The 23203-nt window shown below is 55.5% G+C and carries 31 protein-coding genes and 1 pseudogene; 21 read left to right on the top strand and 11 right to left on the bottom strand.

The annotated features are described in order from the left end of the window. The first annotated feature begins 65 nt into the window (after positions 1–65). Entirely contained in the window at positions 66–974 is a 909-nt protein-coding gene (locus JMJ16_RS33200; RefSeq protein ID WP_201388572.1) for an alpha/beta fold hydrolase, read from the top strand. Between the two features lie 446 nt (positions 975–1420). Here JMJ16_RS33200 and JMJ16_RS33195 read toward each other — a convergent pair whose 3' ends face one another. Next, positions 1421–2152, bottom strand: a complete 732-nt coding sequence (locus JMJ16_RS33195) for a P1 family peptidase (protein ID WP_236601781.1) — start codon at positions 2150–2152, stop codon at positions 1421–1423. Between JMJ16_RS33195 and JMJ16_RS57405 the strand changes: the two genes are divergently transcribed. From JMJ16_RS57405 to JMJ16_RS33155, 9 genes and pseudogenes are all read left to right on the top strand, one after another. After that, a complete protein-coding gene (locus JMJ16_RS57405; protein ID WP_374229118.1) occupies positions 2145–2330 on the top strand; it encodes a hypothetical protein in 186 nt (61 codons plus the stop codon). The two genes, JMJ16_RS33195 and JMJ16_RS57405, sit on opposite strands and share 8 nt — an antisense overlap. Before the next feature lie 696 nt (positions 2331–3026). Next, positions 3027–3527 carry a GNAT family N-acetyltransferase gene (locus tag JMJ16_RS33190; RefSeq protein WP_201386467.1) on the top strand — a complete coding sequence of 167 codons (501 nt, stop codon included), beginning with the start codon at positions 3027–3029 and terminating at the stop codon, positions 3525–3527. A 167-nt stretch (positions 3528–3694) separates the two neighbouring features. Beyond that, positions 3695–5626, top strand: a complete 1932-nt coding sequence (locus tag JMJ16_RS33185) for a hypothetical protein (protein WP_236601780.1) — start codon at positions 3695–3697, stop codon at positions 5624–5626. Positions 5627–5949: 323 nt separating this feature from the next. Then, a complete protein-coding gene (locus JMJ16_RS33175) occupies positions 5950–6747 on the top strand; it encodes a pentapeptide repeat-containing protein (RefSeq protein ID WP_201388567.1) in 798 nt (265 codons plus the stop codon). Positions 6748–7084: 337 nt separating this feature from the next. Next, positions 7085–7285: a hypothetical protein gene (locus JMJ16_RS33170; RefSeq protein WP_201388565.1), complete on the top strand. Its 201-nt coding sequence runs from the start codon at positions 7085–7087 to the stop codon at positions 7283–7285. Positions 7286–7431: 146 nt separating this feature from the next. Next, on the top strand, positions 7432–7809 hold the full coding sequence (locus JMJ16_RS33165; protein ID WP_201388563.1) for a recombinase family protein: 378 nt from the start codon (positions 7432–7434) through the stop codon (positions 7807–7809). Between the two features lie 299 nt (positions 7810–8108). Then, on the top strand, positions 8109–9227 hold the full coding sequence (locus JMJ16_RS33160) for a transposase (protein ID WP_201388561.1): 1119 nt from the start codon (positions 8109–8111) through the stop codon (positions 9225–9227). Then, positions 9166–9312: pseudogene (locus JMJ16_RS57400) on the top strand (transposase); the annotation flags it as partial. The gene JMJ16_RS33160 and the pseudogene JMJ16_RS57400, both read left to right, overlap by 62 nt. Before the next feature lie 6 nt (positions 9313–9318). Next, positions 9319–9489 carry a hypothetical protein gene (locus JMJ16_RS33155; RefSeq protein WP_201389260.1) on the top strand — a complete coding sequence of 57 codons (171 nt, stop codon included), beginning with the start codon at positions 9319–9321 and terminating at the stop codon, positions 9487–9489. Between the two features lie 73 nt (positions 9490–9562). Here the strand turns inward: JMJ16_RS33155 and JMJ16_RS33150 are convergent, their stop codons facing one another. Together JMJ16_RS33150 and JMJ16_RS33145 are read right to left on the bottom strand one after the other, a co-directional pair. Next, positions 9563–9742 carry a hypothetical protein gene (locus tag JMJ16_RS33150; RefSeq protein WP_201388559.1) on the bottom strand — a complete coding sequence of 60 codons (180 nt, stop codon included), beginning with the start codon at positions 9740–9742 and terminating at the stop codon, positions 9563–9565. A 56-nt stretch (positions 9743–9798) separates the two neighbouring features. Next, on the bottom strand, positions 9799–10395 hold the full coding sequence (locus JMJ16_RS33145; protein WP_201389225.1) for a TetR/AcrR family transcriptional regulator: 597 nt from the start codon (positions 10393–10395) through the stop codon (positions 9799–9801). A 129-nt stretch (positions 10396–10524) separates the two neighbouring features. Here JMJ16_RS33145 and JMJ16_RS33140 point away from each other — a divergent pair, with 129 nt between their 5' ends. Beyond that, a complete protein-coding gene (locus JMJ16_RS33140) occupies positions 10525–11454 on the top strand; it encodes an alpha/beta hydrolase family protein (RefSeq protein ID WP_374229133.1) in 930 nt (309 codons plus the stop codon). Continuing rightward, the gene (locus tag JMJ16_RS33135) at positions 11451–11831 is read left to right on the top strand and encodes a transposase (RefSeq protein ID WP_236601778.1); all 381 of its coding nucleotides are present in this window, start codon (positions 11451–11453) and stop codon (positions 11829–11831) included. Before JMJ16_RS33140 ends, JMJ16_RS33135 begins: the two co-directional genes overlap by 4 nt. Before the next feature lie 138 nt (positions 11832–11969). On the opposite strand, the gene JMJ16_RS33130 is transcribed toward JMJ16_RS33135, so the two are convergent. The 7 genes from JMJ16_RS33130 to JMJ16_RS33100 all read right to left on the bottom strand — a co-directional run bounded on the left by JMJ16_RS33130 (position 11970) and on the right by JMJ16_RS33100 (position 16903). Then, positions 11970–12269: a hypothetical protein gene (locus JMJ16_RS33130; protein WP_201388555.1), complete on the bottom strand. Its 300-nt coding sequence runs from the start codon at positions 12267–12269 to the stop codon at positions 11970–11972. A gap of 84 nt (positions 12270–12353) precedes the next feature. Beyond that, positions 12354–12812, bottom strand: coding sequence for a carboxymuconolactone decarboxylase family protein (locus JMJ16_RS33125; protein ID WP_201388553.1), 459 nt, complete (start codon positions 12810–12812; stop codon positions 12354–12356). A gap of 103 nt (positions 12813–12915) precedes the next feature. After that, a complete protein-coding gene (locus JMJ16_RS33120) occupies positions 12916–13359 on the bottom strand; it encodes a DoxX family protein (protein WP_201388551.1) in 444 nt (147 codons plus the stop codon). Between the two features lie 338 nt (positions 13360–13697). Further along, positions 13698–14054 carry a hypothetical protein gene (locus JMJ16_RS54780; RefSeq protein WP_236601777.1) on the bottom strand — a complete coding sequence of 119 codons (357 nt, stop codon included), beginning with the start codon at positions 14052–14054 and terminating at the stop codon, positions 13698–13700. Positions 14055–14056: 2 nt separating this feature from the next. Continuing rightward, a complete protein-coding gene (locus tag JMJ16_RS33110) occupies positions 14057–14986 on the bottom strand; it encodes a hypothetical protein (RefSeq protein WP_201388547.1) in 930 nt (309 codons plus the stop codon). Positions 14987–15231: 245 nt separating this feature from the next. After that, the gene (locus JMJ16_RS33105) at positions 15232–15651 is read right to left on the bottom strand and encodes a hypothetical protein (protein ID WP_201388545.1); all 420 of its coding nucleotides are present in this window, start codon (positions 15649–15651) and stop codon (positions 15232–15234) included. A gap of 340 nt (positions 15652–15991) precedes the next feature. Then, positions 15992–16903 (bottom strand): tyrosine-type recombinase/integrase, encoded by a 912-nt coding sequence (locus tag JMJ16_RS33100; RefSeq protein ID WP_201388543.1) that lies wholly within the window; start codon positions 16901–16903, stop codon positions 15992–15994. A gap of 335 nt (positions 16904–17238) precedes the next feature. Between JMJ16_RS33100 and JMJ16_RS33095 the strand changes: the two genes are divergently transcribed. The 9 genes from JMJ16_RS33095 (at position 17239) to JMJ16_RS57395 (ending at position 23000) form a co-directional block, all read left to right on the top strand. Further along, a complete protein-coding gene (locus JMJ16_RS33095) occupies positions 17239–17760 on the top strand; it encodes a hypothetical protein (RefSeq protein ID WP_201388541.1) in 522 nt (173 codons plus the stop codon). A gap of 11 nt (positions 17761–17771) precedes the next feature. Next, positions 17772–18224: a helix-turn-helix domain-containing protein gene (locus JMJ16_RS33090; RefSeq protein WP_201388539.1), complete on the top strand. Its 453-nt coding sequence runs from the start codon at positions 17772–17774 to the stop codon at positions 18222–18224. Then, a complete protein-coding gene (locus JMJ16_RS33085; RefSeq protein ID WP_201388537.1) occupies positions 18203–18685 on the top strand; it encodes a hypothetical protein in 483 nt (160 codons plus the stop codon). The genes JMJ16_RS33090 and JMJ16_RS33085 overlap by 22 nt, the downstream gene beginning before the upstream one ends. Then, the gene (locus JMJ16_RS54775) at positions 18672–20108 is read left to right on the top strand and encodes a hypothetical protein (protein WP_236601776.1); all 1437 of its coding nucleotides are present in this window, start codon (positions 18672–18674) and stop codon (positions 20106–20108) included. The genes JMJ16_RS33085 and JMJ16_RS54775 overlap by 14 nt, the downstream gene beginning before the upstream one ends. A gap of 87 nt (positions 20109–20195) precedes the next feature. Then, a complete protein-coding gene (locus tag JMJ16_RS33075) occupies positions 20196–20462 on the top strand; it encodes a hypothetical protein (protein WP_201388535.1) in 267 nt (88 codons plus the stop codon). A gap of 111 nt (positions 20463–20573) precedes the next feature. Beyond that, complete coding sequence (locus JMJ16_RS33070; protein WP_201388533.1) at positions 20574–21392, top strand: ATP-binding cassette domain-containing protein; 819 nt, start codon at positions 20574–20576, stop codon at positions 21390–21392. Positions 21393–21484: 92 nt separating this feature from the next. Further along, entirely contained in the window at positions 21485–21637 is a 153-nt protein-coding gene (locus tag JMJ16_RS33065) for a hypothetical protein (RefSeq protein ID WP_201388531.1), read from the top strand. A gap of 414 nt (positions 21638–22051) precedes the next feature. Next, positions 22052–22486: a helix-turn-helix domain-containing protein gene (locus tag JMJ16_RS33060; protein ID WP_201388529.1), complete on the top strand. Its 435-nt coding sequence runs from the start codon at positions 22052–22054 to the stop codon at positions 22484–22486. After that, positions 22398–23000 (top strand): IS630 family transposase, encoded by a 603-nt coding sequence (locus JMJ16_RS57395; RefSeq protein ID WP_201389221.1) that lies wholly within the window; start codon positions 22398–22400, stop codon positions 22998–23000. Before JMJ16_RS33060 ends, JMJ16_RS57395 begins: the two co-directional genes overlap by 89 nt. Here the strand turns inward: JMJ16_RS57395 and JMJ16_RS33050 are convergent. Continuing rightward, positions 22927–23196, bottom strand: coding sequence for a hypothetical protein (locus tag JMJ16_RS33050; protein ID WP_201388527.1), 270 nt, complete (start codon positions 23194–23196; stop codon positions 22927–22929). The two genes, JMJ16_RS57395 and JMJ16_RS33050, sit on opposite strands and share 74 nt — an antisense overlap. Between the last annotated feature and the right edge of the window lie 7 nt (positions 23197–23203).

The following is a 23203-nucleotide window of genomic DNA, read 5'->3' as shown; positions in this document are numbered from 1 at the left end:
CCGAGGTCCTGCGTCACCACCAGTGGCGGTGTCCCCTGGAAAAAAGAAGAAAAGAGAGTGAAAAGATGAGCCTTTCAATAACAAAGCATCCCATTCTGATCCGAGCAGGTCATAATGACCTCTCGGGAGTGTATGCGAAACCTTCGAGCGCTCCTCGCGCTCTGATTGTGGCCTTGCATGGGGGCGCCCTCTCAGCCGCTATCTTTGATAACACCATCCCTGGCGAAGCAGGCTTCCTCGATACGGCGGCCTCTCTTGGGTACGCGGTGCTGGCGCTGGATCGACCGGGCTATGGTGCCAGCCAACAGATCGCCGAAGATCTGAGCACCTTTGACGGCCAGATCGCCCTCCTGCGGCTCGCGCTGACCGCAGCCTGGGAGCAGTATGGAGCCGACTCGGCCGGAATCGTTCTGCTTGGCCAATCCTTCGGGGGACTCATCGTCCTTGGACTGGCTGCCAGCCAGCCTGATGTCCCTTTACTTGGCGTGAGCACTCATGGGACGGGATTACGCTGGTTGCCAGGTGCCCTCCAACGCTTTCAAAGCAGGCTTTCCGAGGTCCCATTCGTCCAGTTTCCTTTCGACGAGAACGCCAGGTCCCTTGGGCCTGCCAACAGTTGGGTTCATGAGGCCCGAGAACGCTTGAAGCAGAGTCGAGCTCCTTTGCCGATGGCGGAGTTGCGTGAGGTGCTTCGCTTTCCCGAGCATCTTCGCCAGATCAGTGCTGAGGTGCGCGTTCCCGTCCAGATGACCCTTGGAGAGTATGACACCACCTGGGAGTCCTCTGCATCTGCGCTGGATGAACTAAGCCAGCTCTTCCCACAAGCCCCATTTGTGGATGTGCGTCGCCAACGCTTCGTTGCTCATCAACTCAGTGCCCACTTAGCGACGCGTGTGTTCTACCTGCGTGAACTGGCTTTTGTCGAAGAGTGCCGGGTTCACAACAGCATGATTGCCCCTGAACCCTTGCCATAACCTTGCTTTCGCGTTCGATATCGAAGCCGTGACTGTGTGAACACAGGTGAAAAGCCTGAGTATCATTGCCGTCTGGATGAGCATTGCGCAGAGAAAGATCGTGTGCTGCTCATCATCCAGGCGGATCAGGGATGGCTCCACATCCAATGGCACGGGTATTTCCTGGACTGCAACTGCCCGTGCCATTGGATGTGAGAAGAGTTGTCACAGGAAACGAAGGTTTTTGCTACTCAGCTTTTACAGCGTAACAGAAAAATGAAGGATCTCTTTCCTACTTCCTCACTTACAAAAACGATTTGCAACCATTCGCTTGTGGAGCGGCTTGATCCGTTACCAATGGTTGCGCTGCTCATGATTGGGGGCAAATGCTCATGTTTGTTTGAGGGCAAAAGTTGCTTACATGGTAGGTCATTTACCAACTGTTCCGAGAGACGTAGCTCCGATCCTTACCCTTGCACGGCTGGAACACCATGCAGTGCTGTTGCACTGCGCACAGCTTTGACAACTGCTCTCGCCAGCGTGCTCGCTGCCGCGGCACCAATCGTACTGACATGGGCTGCCGTCAGGGCACGATCAGAAAGTGTCTGTGTCTCTGACCCCAAGGCGAGAGCGAAGACGGTATCGCCATCAAAGAGCGTATGCACGGGCCGAATCGCTTGTGCCAGCCCATTGTGTGCCATCTGAGCAACCTTGTTGGTCCACTCCTTGCTGAGTGTAGCGTTGGTCGCTACCACAGCAATAGTGCTGTTGCCGAAGGGATTGGACCCCTGAGCTTCCTTCTCTCTTGAATGGAGTTCGCCTGCGACGCGTTGTCCGGTCTCTTGATCAAAGATATCCCCCACGGCATTGACGACGACCAGTGCTCCGACAAGGGTACCATCAGCGAGTTTCATACTGGCTGAGCCCAGACCTCCCTTCATCGCGTGAGTTGGGTCGAAGAGCTTGCCAATCGTAGCTCCTGTGCCAGCGCCAATACTCCCTTGCACCACAGGACCGCTGTTTGCCTGTTCACAGGCGCGATAGCCCGCTCTGGCATCGGGACGAACAGTAGATGAGCCGAGAGCGAGATCGAAGATCGCGGCTCCCGGCACAATGGGTACCCGCGCAACGTTTGTCTCCAGGCCAATCCCTCGCTCTTCCAGATAGCGCATCACACCATCAGCCGCCACCATGTTCATTATCACCGTCCTGAGCGGAGTGTTCCAATGGTTCCATATGGAGGGGCCACTCTCGCTCGAAGAGCTTTCAGAGCAGTACACTACGTACATTCTGCGAGCGTTGGGATCAGTTGGGGAGTTGGCTGATCGCTACAAAAATCTCGTGCAACGAGCGACAAAAGAAAAGGGATCGGCATAATTCTCCGCTTTCGCTCTCTGCCTTCTACAGGGTACTGTCAACCTATTGAAATGAAAAAGCCACTCCTTCCTCAGTCCGCATTTCCTCTTCTTGATGCGCAACGACCTAACTGGTGTGAAATCCTGTAAATGGATCTCCCGCTGGTTTGGTGAAAAAAGCTCATCTGCAGAGTGTTTTGAAAACCATCACTCGCTCTGGCAGCTGCTTCTCGAAACACGTTCATCGCTCTGCAATACCAGAATCACCAAAGTGGCGGAAGACCCTCTTTGCCCAAACCCGAATTTGGCTCATAAACTTGCCTGAAAAAGTTGTAGAGAGAAAACTCAAAAATTTCACTCACACCTGAGGTTTCACTCCTCATTTGGGCGGACAATGACGTCAATATGGCGAGAAAATGCGCCTCGGCCTTGTTTTTGGCCTAAGAATTGGGTATCATTGTGTTCTTTCTCTGGAGCGATTTCATTGAGTGGTAGGCTGGCTACAATCAGCGATTCAAGAGGTGCAATATTCCCTGTGCACTTGGTGAGGAAAGCCAAGAAGAGAGAACACTTTGTGATGATTTCTCGGCCCCCTCGAAAGTTACGTGCAATGGAGAACATCTCACTCTAGAGAGAACAGGAGGCTGAGTGAGTACTTGTCCAGAAAAAGATGTAACACAGATACCACAAAGAAAATTTTGAATAGAGGAGAGTATCTATGAAAATTCGCATGCTCTGTGAACGTGATGCCGAGGCGTTTCTTCACCTAAGGAAACAGATCAATGAAGAAACATCCTTTATGTTGCGTGAGCCTGATGAAAACGAAACGCTTGCAAAGCAACAACGAGAACAATTTCTCTGCCCTTCCCCACAAGACCATCTTCTTATTCTCGTGGCCGAACACGGTGAGCAATTGGTCGGATTTCTGATAGGAGAGCGAGGAGAGCGCCAGCGCAATAGACACCGCCTTGGTCTCGTGATTGGCATTTTGCAAGCCTTTACAGGACAAGGCATCGGAACCCAGCTCTTCATGACTATGGAAGACTGGGCCCGCCAACAAGGCATTCGCCGCTTAGAGTTGACAGTCATGACACACAATCAAGCCGCAGTCGCTCTCTATCAGAAATGTGGTTTTGAAATCGAGGGCACGATGAGACGCACTATGTTGATCGATGGTGACTATATCGATGAGTATGTGATGGCAAAACTTCTTTACTGAGGCTGAAATTACACATTGAGGGTGATTGAATCTCGTGGTTTGACACATATTCTGGTTCATCCCACGGGATACGCAACGAGGTGCAAGCAAGCTAGCAGCAGAAAGGAAAAAGAGACCTCTAATGAGAGAGCAACAAAACGAACTCTCATGAGGAGGTCACTTTAGATATGGTACCGAACGCGAGCATAGAAGTTCAAACCACACCTCGGGATCGCCCTTCTATCCCTGCATGGTTCGCCGAAGTCGTCATTGTGTCCCAGCATCTCACCACGAAAGGACTCCTAGAAGCCTTTGCGCATCACATCCAATTGGTACGTGGACGCTTCGGCAGCTATGAACCAATTGATTTTTTCGCGCTCCTGTTCGGGTATGCAATGAGTGGAGAACGAACGTTATTGGCTTTCTTTGAACGTGTCGCTCCCTTTGGATCGGCCTTCATGGCCCTCTTTGGACGCGCTGAGCTCCCCCATCGTGCCACCTTGAGTCGTTTCCTGGCGAGCGTCGACCGTCCCTGTCTGGAAGCGTTTCGTACCCTCTTCGAGCAGCACAGCTTTGCGGAAGGATGGACGAACGATTCCATCGGTGGGATCTGGGATCGGCAGGGACGCCGCTACCTCGTCTTTGATGTTGATGCCACACGTCAGGCAGCACCGCAGCGGGGATTGCCCTGTGATCCAAGCCTGCCTCCCCCTCAACGTCGACTCGATGCGGTCTGTGCACCAGGCTACACGGGGAGAAAACGAGGCGAGGTGGTACGCACACGTACCGTCGCGCTTCAGATGCATACTCGTCAATGGATCGGCACCTATGCAGGCCGAGGCAATGGTGACTATCAAGGAGAACTTGCCTTGGCGCTTCAAGCCATCACAACCTACTTAGGACTTTTTGCCCTCACTCCAGAGGTTGCTCTCGTTCGTCTCGACGGGCAATATGGTGATACCGTCGCCATTGCACAACTGATTGCAGCAGGCGTCCATCTGGTGACACGAGCGAGAGGGTATCGCGTCCTGGAGCACCCACAGATCCAATATGTGCTGGCTCACTCACCAACCGCGCATGTGAGCAGAGTCAACAGTGATGAGATGGTCGAGTTGTTTGACGGAGGCTGGCTCCAATTGGATGGAGACGTGCCTCAAACTCGCATCATTGTGGCTCGACACCGCGCCCCCGAACCGGGCAAGAGGGTTTCAGTAGGCAAGTGCATTGGTGAGTGGGTGTATGAGGTTTTCATCACGACCCTGCCCGTCGATGGATACCTCGTCGAAGATGTACTCGATCTCTATCATGGGCGGGGAGCCTTTGAGGCGGTGCTTGCGGATGAAGATGTCGAAGAAGATCCCGATCGCTGGTGTTCGTACACCGAGTGCGGACAAGAGCTCTGGCAGATTGCATGTCAATGGGTGTGGAACCTTCGGCTCTCACTTGGACAGGCCATGCAACAAGCTAAGCTGCGCGAGATCGAGTGGGCGTCCCCAAAAAAGACTCCTCTTGTGCTCCCCACCATTGAAGAGCCAGTTGAGGAGTATGGACCGTGGGAGTGGGCCGCAGCCTTCGGACGGGCTACTGGGCGCTTCGGGACCGATGCCTTCACGATGCAGGAAGATGGCAAGCTCCGCTGTCCAGCGGGAGCAAGCCTCTGGTTGAGTGAAGTGCGTCAAGAAAATGCGTTCACTCAGCGCGCCGTCTACCTCGCTTATCAGACTGGCTGCCAATGCTGTTCTCTGCGAGAGCAATGCTTGGCAAAAGGAGCAAAAGGCAATCGTGCCCGACGAGTCAGCGCTGTCCGTCGCCTCTTGCCCCCACCTGCCTCGGTTGCGTGTGAGCAAAAGCCGGTTCTCCTCGGACCAATACGATGGGTGGATGTCGCAGGCCGAGCGCTTCGTCGTACTTGGACCACCCATTGGCGACGTCAACACGCCGAGATCATCCCGCTTGTGGAGTGCCCGAAGAGAATTTTCCCACCACCACGTCCCCCTCGTGCGCTACGTTCGCATTATCGCTGGAGTTGGCCCGATCGGCTCGCCTGTAATGCTTGGTGGGGGCCACCGCAACTGCGTGTGACCGTCGCAGGCGTTCCTGCCTTTCTCGTCATCAAGTAATACAGGAGGAATTGACTTCCAAACAGGTAATGTGAGCAAGGTGTCATCTCCCCTCTAAGCTGATCATGAGGGGCAAGAGTCCCTGCCTGCTTTCAATAACCTCTTCCACTATTTCGTTGCTCGCTTGCTGTCAGCTCGTTGCGTATCCCGTGGGTTCATACACAGCTTTGGTGAAATAGTGCCCGCTTGATTTTGCTCCCCTCAAAAACGAAAAGATATGGCGTCGGAAACTTGCCAAACATCAGTACGAGGTTCTGCCAGTTTGACTTGCTGCAAATGCGCCATTATACTCCGGGTAGAGAAAGCAACAAGGAGAGCCCTTCATGGCAAACTGGAAACTCGTTGTCTGGCTGAGACAAGGAGTAGCGGGGTGGAACCAATGGCGAGAGCAATATCCAGATGTGATAGTCGATCTGAGTGATGCTGATCTGAGCGGGGCAGACCTGAGCGGAGCCAACCTGATCAGTGCCAGGCTGATGAGAGCGAATCTGAGCGAGGCCAACCTGAGTGGGGCAGACCTGCGCTGGGTCAAGCTGAACCAGGCCCGGCTGACCAGTGCCTCGCTAAGTGGGGCCATTCTGGAGAATGCCGACCTGAGTGACGCTGACCTAAGCGGCGCGGACTTGAGCAAGGCTAAGCTGTGTGATGCCAAATTGCGTCGGGCCAAGCTGAACCAGGCCCAACTGACCAATGCCTCGCTGAACCGGGCCCGGCTGAACCTGTCCAGCTTGACCCGAGCCAACCTGGACGGAGCAGACCTTGGCGGAGCCGTCTTGAGCGAAGCCGTCTTGAGCGAAGCCCGGCTGACCAACGTCGTGCTGAACCGGGCCAAGCTGGACTATACCCAGCTGAACCAGGCGGACCTGAGCGGAGCTGACCTGAGCAACGCTTACCTGGGCAATGCCAACCTGCGTGAAGCCAATCTGAGCGGGGCTAACCTCAACGACGCAAAGCTCACCCAAGCCCTCTTGCAGGGAACCAATCTGGAACAGGTCACTGTGAGAGGTGCGGACTTCCAGGAAGCCGACCTGCGCGGCATCCCCTGGCTGATCGTCATGGACCTTACCCTGCAATCGGGTGCAAACTTTGCAGGCATTCAATGGGATCTCTCAACCGACTAAAAAGAGTTCTCCTTCCCGGCAAACCATCCGATTAGTCCGTATACGGAAGAATCTTTCTTCTCACCTTGTAAGGCCTATACGAGTGTCATGTATAATGGATCCCATAATGAGATTCCTCAACACTTTTCGTGCTCATGAGGAAATGATTTCATGCTGCTTGCAGAACGCGACATCTGCGCGGCCTGGCATGTCTGTATATGCGGCAAAGTACGCTAAAGCCTCGTTTTTGAGAATATTGAAAGTACTTCGCGATAGTATGCGCTCCGTGAACGTGCGCTAGCACTCGGTTGGAGCGAGGAGCGCATCATGGTGATCGACCAAGGTCTGGGTTATTCAGGTGCCTCAACAGTTGACCGCCTGGTGGCTGAAGTTGGTCTTGGGGCTGGAGGTCTCCCAGTTAGCGCGTAACTCCAGCGATTGGCATCATCTGTTGGAAATCCGTGCACTTACCCATACCTTGATCTTGGATGAAGAGGGGCTCTACGATCCCTCTACCTTCAATGACCGCCTCTTGCTTGGACGAGAAGCGGGACGATGAGTGAAGCAGAACTCTTTGTGCTGCGCGCACATCTGCGCAAGGCGGTATTCTCAACAAAGCGAGGCGGGGAGCGCTCAAACTGACCTTACCCATCGGGTTTACCTACACCGAAACGGACGCTGTGGTGCTTGATCTCGAACGGCCACGTGCAGGCGAGCATTTGCGAGGTCTTTCGCAGTTTTGCACACACCGGCTCAGCTTTTACGACGGTCCGTCACTTTCGCCAACAGCATTTGCTTTTCCCGCGCCGTCTGCGTCGTGGGGCGCACCGCAGAGAACTCGTCTGGGCAGAGATTAAGCACCATGATGTGCTACGCCTCCTATATCATCCACCCTATGCAGGAGCCTACGTCTATGGGCGCCCCCACACCACCAAAACTGCCGATGGCAAGCTCCATATTCAGGATGTTCCCCGTGCCGACTGGAAGGCCCTTGTGCGTGACGCTCACATCGGGTACTTAACAAATAGGATAGGACTCGATCCGTGTGCAACGGGAGGATTTGTATGGGAACGGATGGAGTGATTGTCCGACCTGGATGGTACGTCTACAAAATATTCTCTCTGTCGAACGAAGATGATTCCGTAAAATATGAGGAGGAAGTGCTCGCAATGAGACGCGATCCCAAAGGCTTCAAAAGAAAAATATTAAGCACTCTCTGCTTTACTTGCTCAGGTGAGTTTCCACGTGGTGGTCCTTTTCTCCTGATATGCTCTTTCCTTGCAATCGAGGAATGAAGCCAACTACATCAAGCAAATCACGACTTACGTGAAGGACTCAGGCAAGCGATCAAAGCCATTGAATCGCAGCAGGAGCACATCAAGATGCTTGAAGAACTCATCACTTCTCAACAAGAGCGCCTCAACCTGCTAGAAGGCCAGCTCGCCAAAGAGAGTCATAAGAGCAGTTTGCCTCCCTCCTCTGATCGTTTTGTGCGTCCCCCCAAGAGCTTGCGACAGCCCAGCGGCAAGAAACCTGGTGGACAAAAAGGCCATCGCGGACATCACCTACGCCAAGTCCAGGCACCTGATGAAATCCTCATTCATCCCATGCACCAGTGTGAACATTGCCACCAGGATCTGCGTTTGCAGCCCGCTGACCTGCCAGAACGACGCCAAGTCATCGATCTGCCTGCCAAGCGGCTCTGGGTCAGAGAACATCGCGTGGAAGAAAAGCAGTGTCCAGTCTGTTTCCATCTCACCCGTGCATTCTTCCCTGGAAGCATTTCGGCTCCTGCACAATATGGGGCCGGTATTCAAACCTTGGCCTCCTATCTGGTCGAAGGCCAGGCTCTCCCCTACGCTCGAGCCAGTCAACGCTTCCAGGAACTGCTCGGCATCCAGCTTTCAGCCGGCAGTATCGCCACCTTTGTTCGAGCCTGTCATCAGCGGTTAGCTGAGGTAGAAGCCACCCTCAAAGCAGCGTTAGTGAAGACCAAGGTGATCCACCAGGACGAAACGGGGATGCGTGTTGGCAAGATGGGCTGGTGGGTGCATGTGTGCTCGACGGATCGGCTTACGCACTATGCCGCCCATCCAAGCCGAGGTCGCAAAGCCCTCTATGCCATTGGCATTGCTCCGGCATTTGCAGGCACCAGCGTGCATGATGGCTTGAAGAGCTATCAGAGCTACAGCTTCACCCAGGCCTGGTGCAATGTCCATCACTTGCGCGAACTGACCTTTCTCGATGAGGAGCTGAAACAGCCCTGGGCGCATGCCATGAAAGAGCTCCTCCTCTCGATGAAAGACGAGGTAGAGCGAGCGAAAGCGTCGGGGCAGCAGGAAGTGGATCTCCTAATACTCGCGCGCCTCCTTCAGCGGTATGATGAGATCCTCGCTGAAGGCTATCGAGCCAATCCTCCTCCCCCGCCTCCAAGAAAATCTGAGCAGGGGAAGCGAAAACCCAGGACGAGCCAAGCAAACGCCAGCGCGCAATCGCCTTGACCGGCTCTCTCAGGGGAAATGGATGGTCCTGCGATTTCTCCACGACTTTGCTGTCCCTTTTGACAACAATCAAGCGGAAAGAGATCTTCGCATGATGAAGGTCCAGCAAAAGGTCTCCGGGAGCTTTCGCACCGAAGAGGGAATCGCCATGTTTTGTCGCATTCGCAGTTATCTTTCCACGTTGCGCAAGCAAGGAATGAAGCTACTTTCTGCACTGGAGCAGACGCTGGCGGGCAATCCCGTTCTCCCCGCTTTTTCATGACCCTTCTGAACAGTTACGAGAGCAGAGATGCCTATCAAGCTAGCTTGATAGGCGAAGTACAAAGGCGGGCTGCTTACGAAAGCGCTTCTTGGTCGTCTTCCACCACGTCCGGCTCCTTTGGCGGTTCGATGGCAAAGGTCAGATCATCTGCAATGGGGGTTGGCACTGCGGAGAGATCCAGTTCGTAATTGTCAAAGCGCTTAATATGCTTGGTTTGATAGAGCGAGAGTGCGGCTAATTGGATAATGTACACGAAGTTGACCACCCTTATCGAGGTACTGCAGGCGCTTCTTCTATGGATCAGCTGTATCAGGTCGAGCGCGATTGGAGGAGTCCCGCGATGAGTAGCTCAACCATGCGGCGGCCATCGTAGCGCGGGTCGTTGTCGGCGCCAACGCAGAGGTTGCCGATGCCATACATCAGTTCGAGGGCATCAATATCGGCGCTGATCTCGCCAGCTTCAGCGGCGGCGGCGAGCAACTGAGCGCAAACGGGCACGAGGCGATCAAGGAAGTAGGCATGCAGCGCGTCGAAGCCGACGCTACCGGGTTGCAGGGCCGCGGCAAGTCCATGCTTCGTGACCAGAAAATCAACGAAGAGGTTGACCCACTGACCGAGTGCCGCGTGCGGCGAGCCACCATTCGCCAGCAGGACCGGACCAGCCTCGGCGCAGGCCTCGACCTGATGGCGGTACACGGCAACAACGAGATCCGCTCGCGTCGGGAAGTGGCGATAAATCGTCCCCATCCCGACGCCAGCCGCAGCCGCGATGTCACGCACTGGCGCATCGACACCGGACGTAACGAACACGGCGGCGGCGGCGGCGAGCAACGTCTGCTCGTTGCGCTGCGCGTCGGCCCGCTTCTGCCGGGCTGGTTGCCCCGCTCCCTCGTCGATGGTGGTCATTGCTTTATTCCCTCCCTCAAACAATAGCTTTACAAACGGAACAAAGTTCCGTATAATAGTATCGGAGCAGCGCTCCGATACTATTATACATTCTACCATGGAGGAATACAATCTATGAACAAATCAGACATGGCGATGACGGACGTGGCCATGAGTGCGCCCACTCCAGTCGTCTCGGTGAAGCCGGTCGTGCTATCAGCCCCGGGCCGTGGTGAGGATCTGCACGTGCGAGTGTCTGCGCCCGCGATTGGGCACAAATTGCCTATTCTTGTTTTCTCGCACGGCTTTAGCTTGTCGTTAGACAGTTATGGCCCGTTGGTCGACTTCTGGGCTGCTCACGGCATCGTGGTAATGCAGCCCACTCATCTCGACTCGGGGACGCTGAGCCTTCCTCCTGACGATCCCCGTACACCACTGATCTGGCGTTTCCGAGTCGAGGACATGAAGCGCATCCTCGACCAACTCGATCTCATTGAAGCTTCCGTTCCCGGCCTCAGTGGGCGCCTCGATCGAAGCCGCATCGCCGCAGCCGGACACTCCTGGGGCGGCCAGACGGCGAGCATGCTGCTGGGCGCGCGAGTCCTCGATCCCGAGGGCGGAACGGGAGAGGACCTGTCCGACTCGCGGATCAAAGCGGGTGTGCTGCTTGCCACGCCTGGCCAGGGCGGAGCTGACCTGACTCCGTTCGCAGCCGAGCACTTCCCATTTATGCACCCGAGCTTCGCGGACATGACCACGCCGGCCCTCGTGATCGCGGGGGATCGAGACCAGTCCCTCCTGTCTGTTCGGGGGCCGGACTGGTTTACTGACCCGTACTTCTTGAGTCCAGGCGGCAAGAGCCTCCTTACTCTGTTCGGGGCAGAACACTCACTTGGCGGAATCCATGGGTACAACGCCACGGGAACGACGGACGAGAACCCCGAACGAGTCGCCCTGATCCAGCGGCTCACGTGGGCTTACCTTCGCAATGCGTTCGACCCTGAGGACTCCAGTTGGAAGGCCTCGCGCACGGCTTTGATGGAGGGTCTCAATCCACTGGGTCGAATTGAATCCAAGTGAAGCTCTCAGAAGCGCACTGCGCGCCCCATATCCCGAAAACGTCGCACGATGGGTCTATCGATGAGATCCTGGTGCCAAGCTTGACTGCTGGGCAGATTGTCATCATGGATAATCTGGCGGCTCATAAAGGGAAGAAGATCGAGGGTCTGATCCAGGCCAGGGGATGCCAGTTACGCTTTTTGCCAGGCTATTCACCGGACTTCTCCCCAATTGAAGAAGCATTTTCCAAAGTGAAGATGCATTTGCGTCAGGTTGGGGCTCGTACACGCGAAGCACTGCAAGAAGCCATTGGCCAAGCTTTGCTTACGGTGACTGCACAGGATGCGCAGGGGTGGTTTTGTCATTGCGGCTACCTTCCGCAAGAGGTAAGCAAGTAGTCTTAAAAACCTTGGGGTTGATGAGAGAGAAAGAGCTCTCCAAACTCCTGCCTTTCATCGTAGGAGTTTGGAGAAGTCTGATGAAGAAATTCCATGGTGAGCATTGGACTCAGGCTTGAGATGCTCACCATGTACAGGTTAGAAGAGGCGGTATGATCCTCTCACCGTCAACTGTTCGGTGGTTGGCGGCTCGGCCATTGAGGTCTTGAGGGCCTCCTGGAATGCGTGAAATTCTGGGAAGGTCGGCAGAGGATTGTCTACCCCCTCGTCAATTTCCAAGAACACCACATAGGTCACCCCATCGGCGAGTCGACAGGACGCGTAACGAATGCCCTCGGGCTGCGCTTGCTCAAGCGCCCCAAATAAGCGCCTGATGCCAGCCTCGACTTCTGGCACCTGTGTCGGTTTCACTTTCGCACGGATCATGAGGACGTTCATGGGAATAATCTCCTTTCACTCTTCGCATGGGTTTGTCTTGCGTTGTATGCTTCATCCGGCAGCGATGGCCGGGGCTGAGGTCGTTTAGCTCCAGGACGCACCCGCCTGCTCCTTGATGGTCGCGTTGAGGCGATTGAACAGGTTAGTGGTAGCGATCATGAGGATAATGGCGGACAGCCCCTTTTCGTCAAAGTGCTGAGCCGCCTCGTTCCAGATCTCGTCAGAGACCGCATCGGCCCGATCGGCGAGCCGGGTGGCAGCCTCGGCAAGCGCAAGGGCTGCGCGTTCGGCGTCAGTGAAGTAAGGCGTCTCCCGCCAGGCAGCCACGGCGAAAAGCCGCTCGTCCGTCTCGCCTACCTTCCTGGCGGTGCGTACACCCGCGTCGACGCAGGCGCTACAGCCATTGATCTGGCTCGTTCGCAGATGGACAAGCTCCAACGTCCGCTGTGGCACGCCTCCCTGGTGCATGGCCTTATACAGGTTCTGAATGCCCTTCATGGCGTCAGGAAGGACCATCGCTGGATTCTTCATTCGTGCTGGCATATTCTACTCTCCTTCTGTTATCAAGGCTCGAAAAGAATTTCAATTGTCTCTCAAAATGCCCAACCGAGATCAAGCACCTATTGGGATGGGCTGGATGCGCCACTTAGCTTCTCGCAGGAAAGAAAACTCCGAGGGCCCGGCTTTGTGGTCGAAGTGCCCACGAAATGAGCGCGAGCACGACGAAAATGAGGGGCATGATGACCATGCTTGTGTCTTCGCCGCTGAATGCGTTGGATGCCGCCGCCCCCGTCATAACAATGATTTCGCCTGCATAGGCCCATTCCTTGAGTCGAGGAAAACGTGGCACCAGCAAGGTGATGACGGCAAGCAGCTTCCACACGCCGATAATCGTGAGCAAGTAGAGTGGGTAGCCGAGGCGCGTGATAACATCGGCAACAGGCTCGCCGGCCACCAGCATCGTTCCCCCATGCACCAGGTCCGAGAGACCACCGGCGAGCAGTTCAAGCGTGATGATTGCGGTGGTCGCCCAATAGACGATCACTTTCGCATGTACCGTCAAGCCCTCTTTCATCTGTATCGTTGACACGTTTTTCTTTCCTTTCTTCGATTGCTTTCGTTCTCTTTACCTCGTGAGGTAATCCGGTCCTTCTGCCGTGTAGACGGCATTCTTCGTCTTGTGTTTTTCGTCTCGCGACCATCGGTTGAGGTTTGTTCCTTCACTTCTCTGACGGAATGCAAAGAAAAAAGGTGACAGACACAGCTCACTGCTCCTCCTGAACCGATGGAATTTCATCTGTATCAAGGGAGACCAGGACTAAGCCGAGACTGCGAATTTTGAGCAGAACCCGATAAAGTGCAGCTTGATCGACCAGTGATCCGTACAGTTCCGTTCTGTCAGATGCCTCGGGGGGAATCCGAAGATCCTCAAACCATTCCTGCCAGGATGAGTCCAGGCGCCCTTTGATCCAGCAGCGCTCCAGACAGATGGCGCTGTGCATCAGCTAACTCATTGCGCTCATATGCAAGCTGAGCAAGACAATGATAGGCCCATGAGGCGAAGAAAGGCTCTGCACTACCTGTTTCCAGCAGCAATTGCTGTCGAGTAAGCTCCTGACCTTCATCCATGTAGACAAGAGCCTGATGGTAGTAGTAGGAGGCCCTGCGCAGCTCGCCTTTTTCCAGGCAGACCTCACCCAACCAGAGGGACGCTCCGAATGCTCCGGCATGATCGCCGAGTTGTTTTTCCTTCCTGTATCCTTCGAGAAAGTACTGCCAAGCCACATTCACCTCACCCGCAAGTAAGGCTTCTCCCCCCTGACCAGAAGGTGGTCAGGATATATAAAACTCTGCTCTGGAAGCCTCGATTGTGCCTGCTGGCCCAACACCAATAGGTGCTCAACATCGTCTTGAAAGAAGGCCAGGTCAGCGTGCAGTTGCAATGCTTCTCCAAGTTGTTCCCACTGCTCTGTTGCCTCAAAACCTCGCTCTGCCCATTGCAACAATGACTCGATAAGGACCCACGAGGCCGGTGAACGCCGATCAGTGGTAAACATGAGAGCGAGCGCATACTGAAAACAGAGGTCTGGTTGGGCTTGCAGCATCTTCTCCGGCATGCGTCTCAACCAGGAGAGTAATAGATGATATTCATTGCGAAAGCTGTTGGGGACCAGAAACCGTCCAATGAGTACAGCTGCGCGGGAAAAATCCTCGCACGCCAGCGCCATTTCAATCGCTTCCGGCAGCAGATGCTGTTGCTCATACCACAGACTCGCTTTCTGGCTGAGTGAGCGGAGTGTAGCAGCCCCCAAGCGAAGCCTGGCTTCATGCTGCATGGCCTGTGCCCATAGGGCATGATAGCGATACCACTGCCGCTTCTCGGAGAGGGGTTGGAGAAACAGATTGGCTCGCTCCACCTGTTCGAGCAGCTGAGCACTATCCTCTCGGCCCCTGATGACATCGCAGAGGGTGACACTCAAAGGAGCGAGCCAGCTTGTCTTTAACAAGAAGTCTTGCACGTCCTCCGACAGGTTGGCGAGGATCTCTTCACGCAGATAGTCGAGGAGGAAGCGCTGGTTGCCACCGAGCATTCGCACCCCGACAGAGGGATCAGCCTGTTTCTGGAGGAAGAGTGCTGCCAGCTGCAAGCTGGCAATCCAGCCCTCTGTGTGAGCTTCCAGGAGTTGAACATCGCGATCTTCGAGGGCAAGTCCCATCCGCTACGTGAGAAAGCACTGCGTTTCTTCCCGTGTAAAGCGCAGATCCGTTCAGCCAACTCATTGTGGAGAGTTGTCAAGCCAATAGAAAGAGGACGACGAGTAGATGCAGGAGCTTGCAGCAGGGCAAGCGCATGCTCCCCGATCTCTGGCCGACATCTGCGCAAAGCTGTAATGATCAAGACCCAGAAGCGCGCCGGGTCATTGTCCAGTGCGTCCAGAGACAGCCAGGCGACAGGCACTTGCTACCGTTGTGCCCATGCTGAGAGCAGGGTGGTCTTGCCCCAGCCTGCGGATGCTGAGAGCAAGGTCAATGGGTAAGACAGAGCGGTATCCAGAGCCGAGAGGAGCCGCTCCCGTACGACGAGGGTGGCAGGCAGACGTGGAGGAGAGAGCCTGGTCATCACCATCATCCAGCTTTGATCATTGAGCGCACGTTCAGGCTCGACTATGTCGGAAGGTGTCTCGTTGCCAGCCTGCGTTGTGTGCAAGGAGACACGTGGAGCAGACGCATGCGAGGGCTGTCCTGGCTGCTCCTGTTTGATCTCCTGGAGCGCCTCAGCCACCTCCTCTAAACGAGAGAGAGACGCGATCAATTGGTCCAAGATAGCGCTTCCTGCGGCTCCCGGAGCTGGTGTGGTACGCATACCAGTAGCCCGTCCCACGAGACCGGAACTCTTTGAGCACGTTCAGGCGGCCATGTTGCCCCTGAAAGGAAAAGGAGGAATGGGTGGTCAACCAGACGCGCCATGTTTCCTCGTTTCCAGGGATGACCGGCTTCTCTACAATGAACCGGTGTACAGATGGCGCGAGTGTCCTCTCTGCCATAAATTCTGGATAACCCGTTCCAGCAACCTTGAGAGTTTACCTTGCTATCGGGAGCCTGATCATCCAGACGAATACGACCTATTTGCATCAGATAGATCTTGGCGCCTTCTTGACGCATATGAAGCAGCTCGCCAAGCACGTTTTGAGTATGGAGGGAAGGGAAAATAAAGCGTCAGACTACTCATTTTCTGCCTGATGTGTTGAGATGCCAAAGATCTGCTCTAGATCACGGCTGTACTTATGCTCCGCCCGCTTGAGCACTTTGAGATAGCGTCCGGTGGTCGCCAGGCTCTCATGGTCAAGAAAATCCTGGATCTCACTCGCGCTGACCCCCAGTTGGTCCAGGGTCTTGGCCGCAGTGTGGCGCGTGACGTGGAACTTACTGGTTCCCAGGCGACGCGCACAGATTTGCTCAAGGGCCTGGATCGAGAGAGCCTGGCCGCGGCTCTGGTTGCGTGAAAGGGAGATCCACACTGGTGCCTCGCCTCGGGCAGGCCACCCGGGACCATAGATCCGCTCCAGGTAGATCGAGATCGCTGCACTGGTTTCTTCCCCGAGCTGCCGCGCGTTTCGTTTGCCGCCCTTGGTGCATGGGAAGGTAACCCGGAGCAGCGCACCAGCGCGGGTGAGATGGCCCACGCGCATCTCAGCGAGGGCCGCGACGCGCTGGCCAGTCTGGAGCGCTAGGCTCAAGATGGCATAATCGCGCATGCTACTGAGTGATGTCCGATCGATGGTCGCCAGGAGTTTGCGCATCTCCAGGGGTTCGATGGCTTCGGCGCTGGCATACTGATAGATCTTGCGCCGCTCCAGGAGTTCGACCGGATTGTCGCCCTGGTAGAGCTGCTGGCGACGGGCGTAGACAAAAAGGCTGCTCAGAATCGCTAGGCGCTGGTTATACGTATTGTTGGAAGGTGCGCCAGCGTGTGGCGAGGTGGCCGCGCGTTCCCCGGCCCAGCGCTGGGCAATGAGGAGCCAGTGCGCGCGGGTTGCCTGATCCGAAAGGTCCATGAAGAGGTCATAGCCCTGGGCGCGCAGCGCAGCACGGCAGGAGAGCGCGGTGTTGTGGTAGGCTACATGGGTTTTCACGCTGTGTGATTTGCCCGTCTTGGCATCCAGCCAGGCGACCAGGATCCCATCGCCTGGCAGATGCACCAGGTGCGAGCAGGTGGGGACGATGCAGTGAAAGACCTGTTCCCCCGTGAGGGCCTGGCTCTGTAGGATGGGGAGGTCATTGGGTGCCAGGGATGTCGCTCTGGTGATGCTGATGTGTCTCTGAGGTGTGATGGTGCATACGCTGAATCCCTTCCCAATATATATGCAGGGTTTCAGGCCACTCGACGTTTTTGCACATCTAGACTAGGACGACCTTGGATGGTAAACTGAGGGGGCTCATCCGATGGGAGAGCAGTTCTCGCCTCATAATGATGGAAAGCAAGAACAGAAAGGCAGGTCAGCCATTGGCTCTGAATCGACACATTGAGCAGCTTCTCGCAATACCCATATTTAAACCCTCCCACCAGGCTCGTGCTGACCTTGAAAGTGGCCATACAGACACCCGCCTGATTTCTGTCCTTCTCACGTTGGCGAGCGCGCATGGTCTTGAAGTTTCGACGATTAAGACAGGGCATCCATTGGGGCCGAAAACCCCAGGTGGTTTTGTGAATAGCCATTACTACTACCGAGCTGTTGATATCATCGCGATCGATGGAAAGGCCATAGCAGATCATGAAACCGACCCTTCTGTGGTGGATATCGGCCATATCTTACGCCGTCTCTCTCCCCAAGACCGACCTGATCATATTTTCGGCCCAGAGGCTTGGCATGGCGCCTTGGGGTATCCACCCACTGCTGGTTTTCGCAGCGATCCCTTTCACAATCAGATCCATGCGGACCATCTCCATCTGAGTTTCGAGTTGGAAGCCGGGACAGACAATCAGGAATGAAGGAGTTGGTGATGGGAAATGATGAGTGGCTTGCCTCTAAAGAACATCTGGTTGCACTCATGCAAGCAGGTTCCTCGTGGCAAGAAGCCGCAGCACAGGCTGGCATCCAGATGAGTCGATCAACTGCCTATCGCTGGCTTCACCAGGTTCGTACACGAGGTGCAGCGAGTCTGGTAGACGGAAGGCATGGGCATCCTGCCAAAGTGTCTCCTCCCGTGCGTGAGTTTCTCGAAACGACGTACCGTGAAAGCCACGAGCATTCGGGTCGAGAGATGCAGGCAACGGTCCAAGAGTGTTTTGGAGTGATGATTAGCATCGGGCATCTCAACCGCCTCCGTGCTGCTCTGACTGGAGAAACGCGTCGAGCGGCTCAAGAAAAAAAACCTTCTGCACGGCTTCCCACACGTCAACTCAGTGGCAAGAGGGAGCAGGAGGATTATTGTTGCTCGCCGCCGCAAACATGACCGGCCTGCTTACCACCTTGATGAAAGCCATGGCAGACACCATTCCTGTTGAGTCGTCGCGCCTGGCACGGCATACTTCGCGCTCTCGTCAGATGTTGTTGCTCACCCTCCTGTTCTGTGGCGTTGTGGGGATACACCGTACTTGGGATTTACGGAGCTACACTGGCGACGCACTCGGTTTACTCACCGGGCGCAAGCGCGCCTATGGCTATTTTCACACGGAACGGTTTCTCGCAGAAGTCGCTCGGTCCAACGGTGCCGAGGTATTGACGAACGCCCTGGCGAGATGGACAACTCATCTCTGGCAACCCCAAGCTCTCGCAAGCTTCGAACAACAAGCACTCTTTTACATTGATAGGCACCGCAAGCCAGTCTACACAGATACACTGATTCCTCGCTCGTGGCTTAGTTGGGCGGCTAAGCACTATCCTGGGCAGCAGAGCACTGGTGCTCCTCCATGATGCTTCTGGCCATCCCCTGCTTGTCACAACCCATCGTGGGGATCAGCACTTGACGATTGGCTTACCTGCCATCGTGAAGCAGTATGAACAAGAAGCTGGTGCCGATACTGTCCAACAAATCATCGTGGATCGTGAGGGAATGGCAGCAGAATTTCTTGCTGCTCTGAAAGCGTCGGGGCGAACTGTCATCTCTATTCTGAGAACCGATCAATATGCTGGCCTGGACTCATTTACGGATATTGGAGACTTTATTCCTCTCTACACCTCGCGGAAAGGCAAAGTTCTCCGCGAGGTGGCACCTGCCTCCATTGCTCTGCCCTTGCCTGAACAGAAAGGACAATCTCTTCAACTTCGTGTGGCTCTGATCCGTGATGTACATCGTCAGATTCCTGTACCTCCCACAGAAGAAGAGCGGGAATACCCCAGGCGCTGGGATGCAGATCTTGATTGGAAGGAGCGCATGTGGTGGGAGGAAGGATGGCAAGCGACGCCAGCCCCTCGGGCACCCACGACGTTCAAACTCATTCCTATTGTGACTACGGCAGAAACCATTGATCCGCGCGATCTCGCCAAAGTGTATATCAGTCGTTGGCCATTACAGGAAAATATCATCCGTGATTTCTTGCTCCCATTAGGGCTAGATACCAATCATGGCTACCGCAAAAAGCTCGTGGAAAACTCGGAAGTCGCCAGGAAACGAGTGGCATTGGAAAAACGGCTGGCGAACGTCCAGCGTTGGGCAGAAGGAGCACGCAAGCGTTCCCATAACGCAAGTAAGCTCTACACCAAGCGCTGTAAGCAGACAAAAGAGCGAGCTACGGAGCTCTACCGTCTTCTCAACAACCTGCAGATCGAGTTGGAGCAGCAGGGGATGAAAGACTGGCTCCTGAGGAAAACGATCAAAGAGGAGAAGGCCGTTACCGATGCTGAAATTGAGGAGTATCAGCAGCGACAATGGAAAGCGTACGAAACCAGCAATCAAGAACACCGCAAGTGTGAGCGCTATTGCCAGGAACAACGAAAGCTGTTACGTGCTTTGGAAGACCTCGCAGCGAGTGAGCGAAGGATGTATGAGTTAGATAACAGCAAAGATCAGGTAATGACCGTCTTCAAGGTTGCTCTCACGAATCTAGTCATGTGGACGCGCGATCAGTATTTTCCGGCGTCCTACCAGCATGCGACTTGGAAGCGATTGGCTCCCTTTTTCCATCTGCCAGGGGTGGTAAAACAGGAGCAGGACGCCGTGGAGGTATTACTTCGGCCTTTCAATGACAAGCAGTACAATCAGGATCTAGAAGTGCTTTGTGAGCGGGTTAATACTGCCGTTCCACGTTTGCCTGATGGACGTCGTTTACATTTTTCAGTCCAGGTCAATGAGGTGGTGCGTCCCATTCTAGATGTGCAAAAACGCCGAGTGGCCTGAAACCCTGGGAAACAGTTCTCGCAAGGAGAGCGTTTCCAACTGCTCACCTCTACGCTACTCTCCCTTCCACTTGACGAGCGCTTGAGCATGCTGCTACGCGATGCCAGAGAACATCTCAAGGACCCGGAACACCAGCAGGTGATCCTGTCCTTGCTTGACCGGATCAGACAGCAGGTCACGGGTCTCTTTCAAGCAGCCTACGATGCGGGAGCGATTCGCTCCGACATACCGATCAACGTCCTGGTTGGCCTCTATATGGGTATGCTGCGGGAGGCGAAGAGCCTGCCAGGGACGCGTCCGGCAACCTCCCTGGTCAGTGTACTGTTCGATGGCATCGCGAGACAGGCAGAGTAGCCTCTGCCCTAATCTGTTTCTCGCAGTAACTTACTAAACGATCAGTAATCTCTCGACAGATGCATCTGTCGAGAGAGCCTCTTCTTCTAGACAGGAGCTTTCGCCATTGTAATGCAGCGCTTGAGCAAGCGGTTTGGAAACCGCACCGCCGTCGATGGACTTACCATCGGCATTCCTGCCGGAACCATCGCGGGCTTTGTCGGTCCCAACGGCGCAGGCAAGACAACCACCATCCGTCTGCTCCTGGGGCTGGTGCGGCCCAATGCAGGCAGCGCTACGATTCTGGGCCATCCTCTCACCGCATCGCCCAACTACCTTCCGCGTGTGGAGGCGCTCATCGAAGCGCCAGCCTTCTATCCGAGCCTCTCCGGGCGGACCAACATGATCTCGGTGATCCGTGCGTTTCGCAGCGAAGTGCTCAAGTTCCGCCGTTGGAGTGTCCTGGCGGGCGCCGGGATGATGCTGGTAGTGAGCACCTTTATCGCCTATCTGACCTTCCACCAGATCGCCTCTGGAACCACCGGCCTGGAGATGACCGGCCTCATTGCATCATTCCACACCCCCCAAGGATTGGTCTCTGTCATTGGCCAGGCACGATCCCTGATCATTGCCATTGCACTCATTCTGGTGAGCGCCAATCTCGCGGCGGAATGGACCCAGGGGACGCTACGCAACCTGCTGGTGCGTGAGCCGCATCGCCTGCGGTGGCTGGCGGGCAAAATGCTCGCAGTTGTGCTCTTCGTGCTGCTCTCGATGCTGCTCACCTTCGTGATCAGTAGCACCTTCATTCTCATTCTCGCGCAGGGGCAGGGCATCCAGACCACGGCCTGGACCTCGGCGGAAGGGCTGCGCATCTTCCTGGAGTCTTCGGCAACGAGGGGCTCTGTCTCATCGGCGTCAGCGCTCTGGGCATGCTCATTGCAGTGCTGACCCGTTGAATCCTGTTGGCTGGTCCGCTTCTGGTGAAGATGGGCAGCATGGGCTGGCGGTTCCTGCGCTACTACACCAGAGCGCCTGCCTACGTGCGCCGGGGGCCACCGCCCCCGGTCTTGCGCGTGCTCGGCCCGGTGCTGCTTGTTCCCACAGTGGTTATGGTTGGCAGTGGGATTGGACTCGTCGTGCTCGGCCCGATCCAGCCGTTCCTGTTGGAATACGTGTTCAGTGCACTGGCCTAGCTCCCGCTGGCGGCAGTCCATAGTCTTGCGCACTTCTGGCAGGTTCCCCGGCACATCGCCGCCGATTGGAGCACCCGACGAGGCTTCCACGCAAGGCGCGGACGTTGGCTGCGGCTTGCGATCAACCTGGGAGCTTTGCTGCTCGGCGTCGTCGCTGCGGTGCTTCTGTTCCCAGCGGCAGCTCCGTTGTTTGCGTGGAATCAGACGAATGTGATTGGCGTAGGTCCGTTTCTCGTCGGCATGGGGATGGCGCTTCTGGTGGGACTGTTCACCCGACCATGGAGATGGGGGAAGGTGGCGAAAGAGGCGTATGGGCGGGCGCTCTCAGTGCGTCGGGTCCGCTCAAAAGGATGCAGACTCGGCGCGCCATCGCTGTCTTATTGCTCCGTCTCATTTCTTTGCAGGAGCCAGGTGATGAAGGCATATTCTCAGGATTTCCGCGAGCATGTGTTGCAAGCGGTGGACTCCGGCTATCCCAGGGTTGAGATTATTCGGCTGTTTGGGATTTCTCTCTCCATGCTCAAACGGTATGTGAAGCAACGACGAGAGGAAGGACATGTTCGACCCAAAGCCATTCCTGGTCGCCCGCCATTGATCAGGACACAGGTGGAGGCTGGCGTACTCCCCCAGTTACAGGCGCATGCCGACGCAACGCTTGAACAACACTGTGCCATGTGGGAGCAGACGCATGGGGAACAGGTGAGCCGGTGGACTATGAGTCGAGCCATCAAACAGTTGGGCTGGACGCGAAAAAAAGTCGATTGGGACAACGGAGCGCAATGCAGAGGAGCGCGCCACGTGGTGCGAGAACGCGCGAAAGCTTCCGGCAAACGAACTGGTCTTTCTTGATGAGTGCGGTTCCAGTATTGCCTTAACGCCCCTGTATGCGCGAGCGCCCAAGGGAGAGCGAGCCAGAGGAAGTGCTCCACGCAACCGTGGTAAGAATACGACCCTCATCGCCGCATTGACGCTAGAAGGCATGGGAGCATCCATAATCCTGGAAGGATCAGCGAACACCACGGCTTTTGAACTGTATATCGAACAGATTTTGGTCCCCAGTCTTCATGCTGGGCAGATTGTGATCATGGACAATCTCCAGGCCCACAAAAGCGCGCGAGTGAGAGCGGCGATCGAGGCGAAAGGCTGTCAGCTCCTCTTTTTACCAAGCTATTCACCCGACCTTTCCCCGATTGAAGAAGCGTTTTCCAAACTCAAAACCGCCTTACGTCGAGCTGGAGCCAGAACCAGAGAGGCCCTGGAAGAAGCCCTTAGCCAAGCATTGCTGACCATTACCGCTCAGGATGCACATGGATGGTTCCAGCACTGTGGCTATCCTCCTTCTGGCCAAGAAAGGCAGAGTTAGATATGGCCCAACTTTTTAGCACGCCGCTGTAGAGTGTCGCCCACTCGCGCTGCTCGCGTCGAGAGAAGAGTGAAGCGAAGTGCTGCTGATAAGCCATCAAGTCCTCAGCTAAGCTGGCCGCTTCCTCCGCAGTCAATTCTCGTATCGCCCTCAGGTTCGCAACAGGCGGCAGGTCTGCAGTAACATCGCGTTTCACCTCCCTT

This window comes from Ktedonobacter sp. SOSP1-52 (assembly GCF_016587395.1).
Note: the sequence above shows the minus strand (reverse complement) of the source record. Positions and strands in the feature narration are given on the sequence as shown.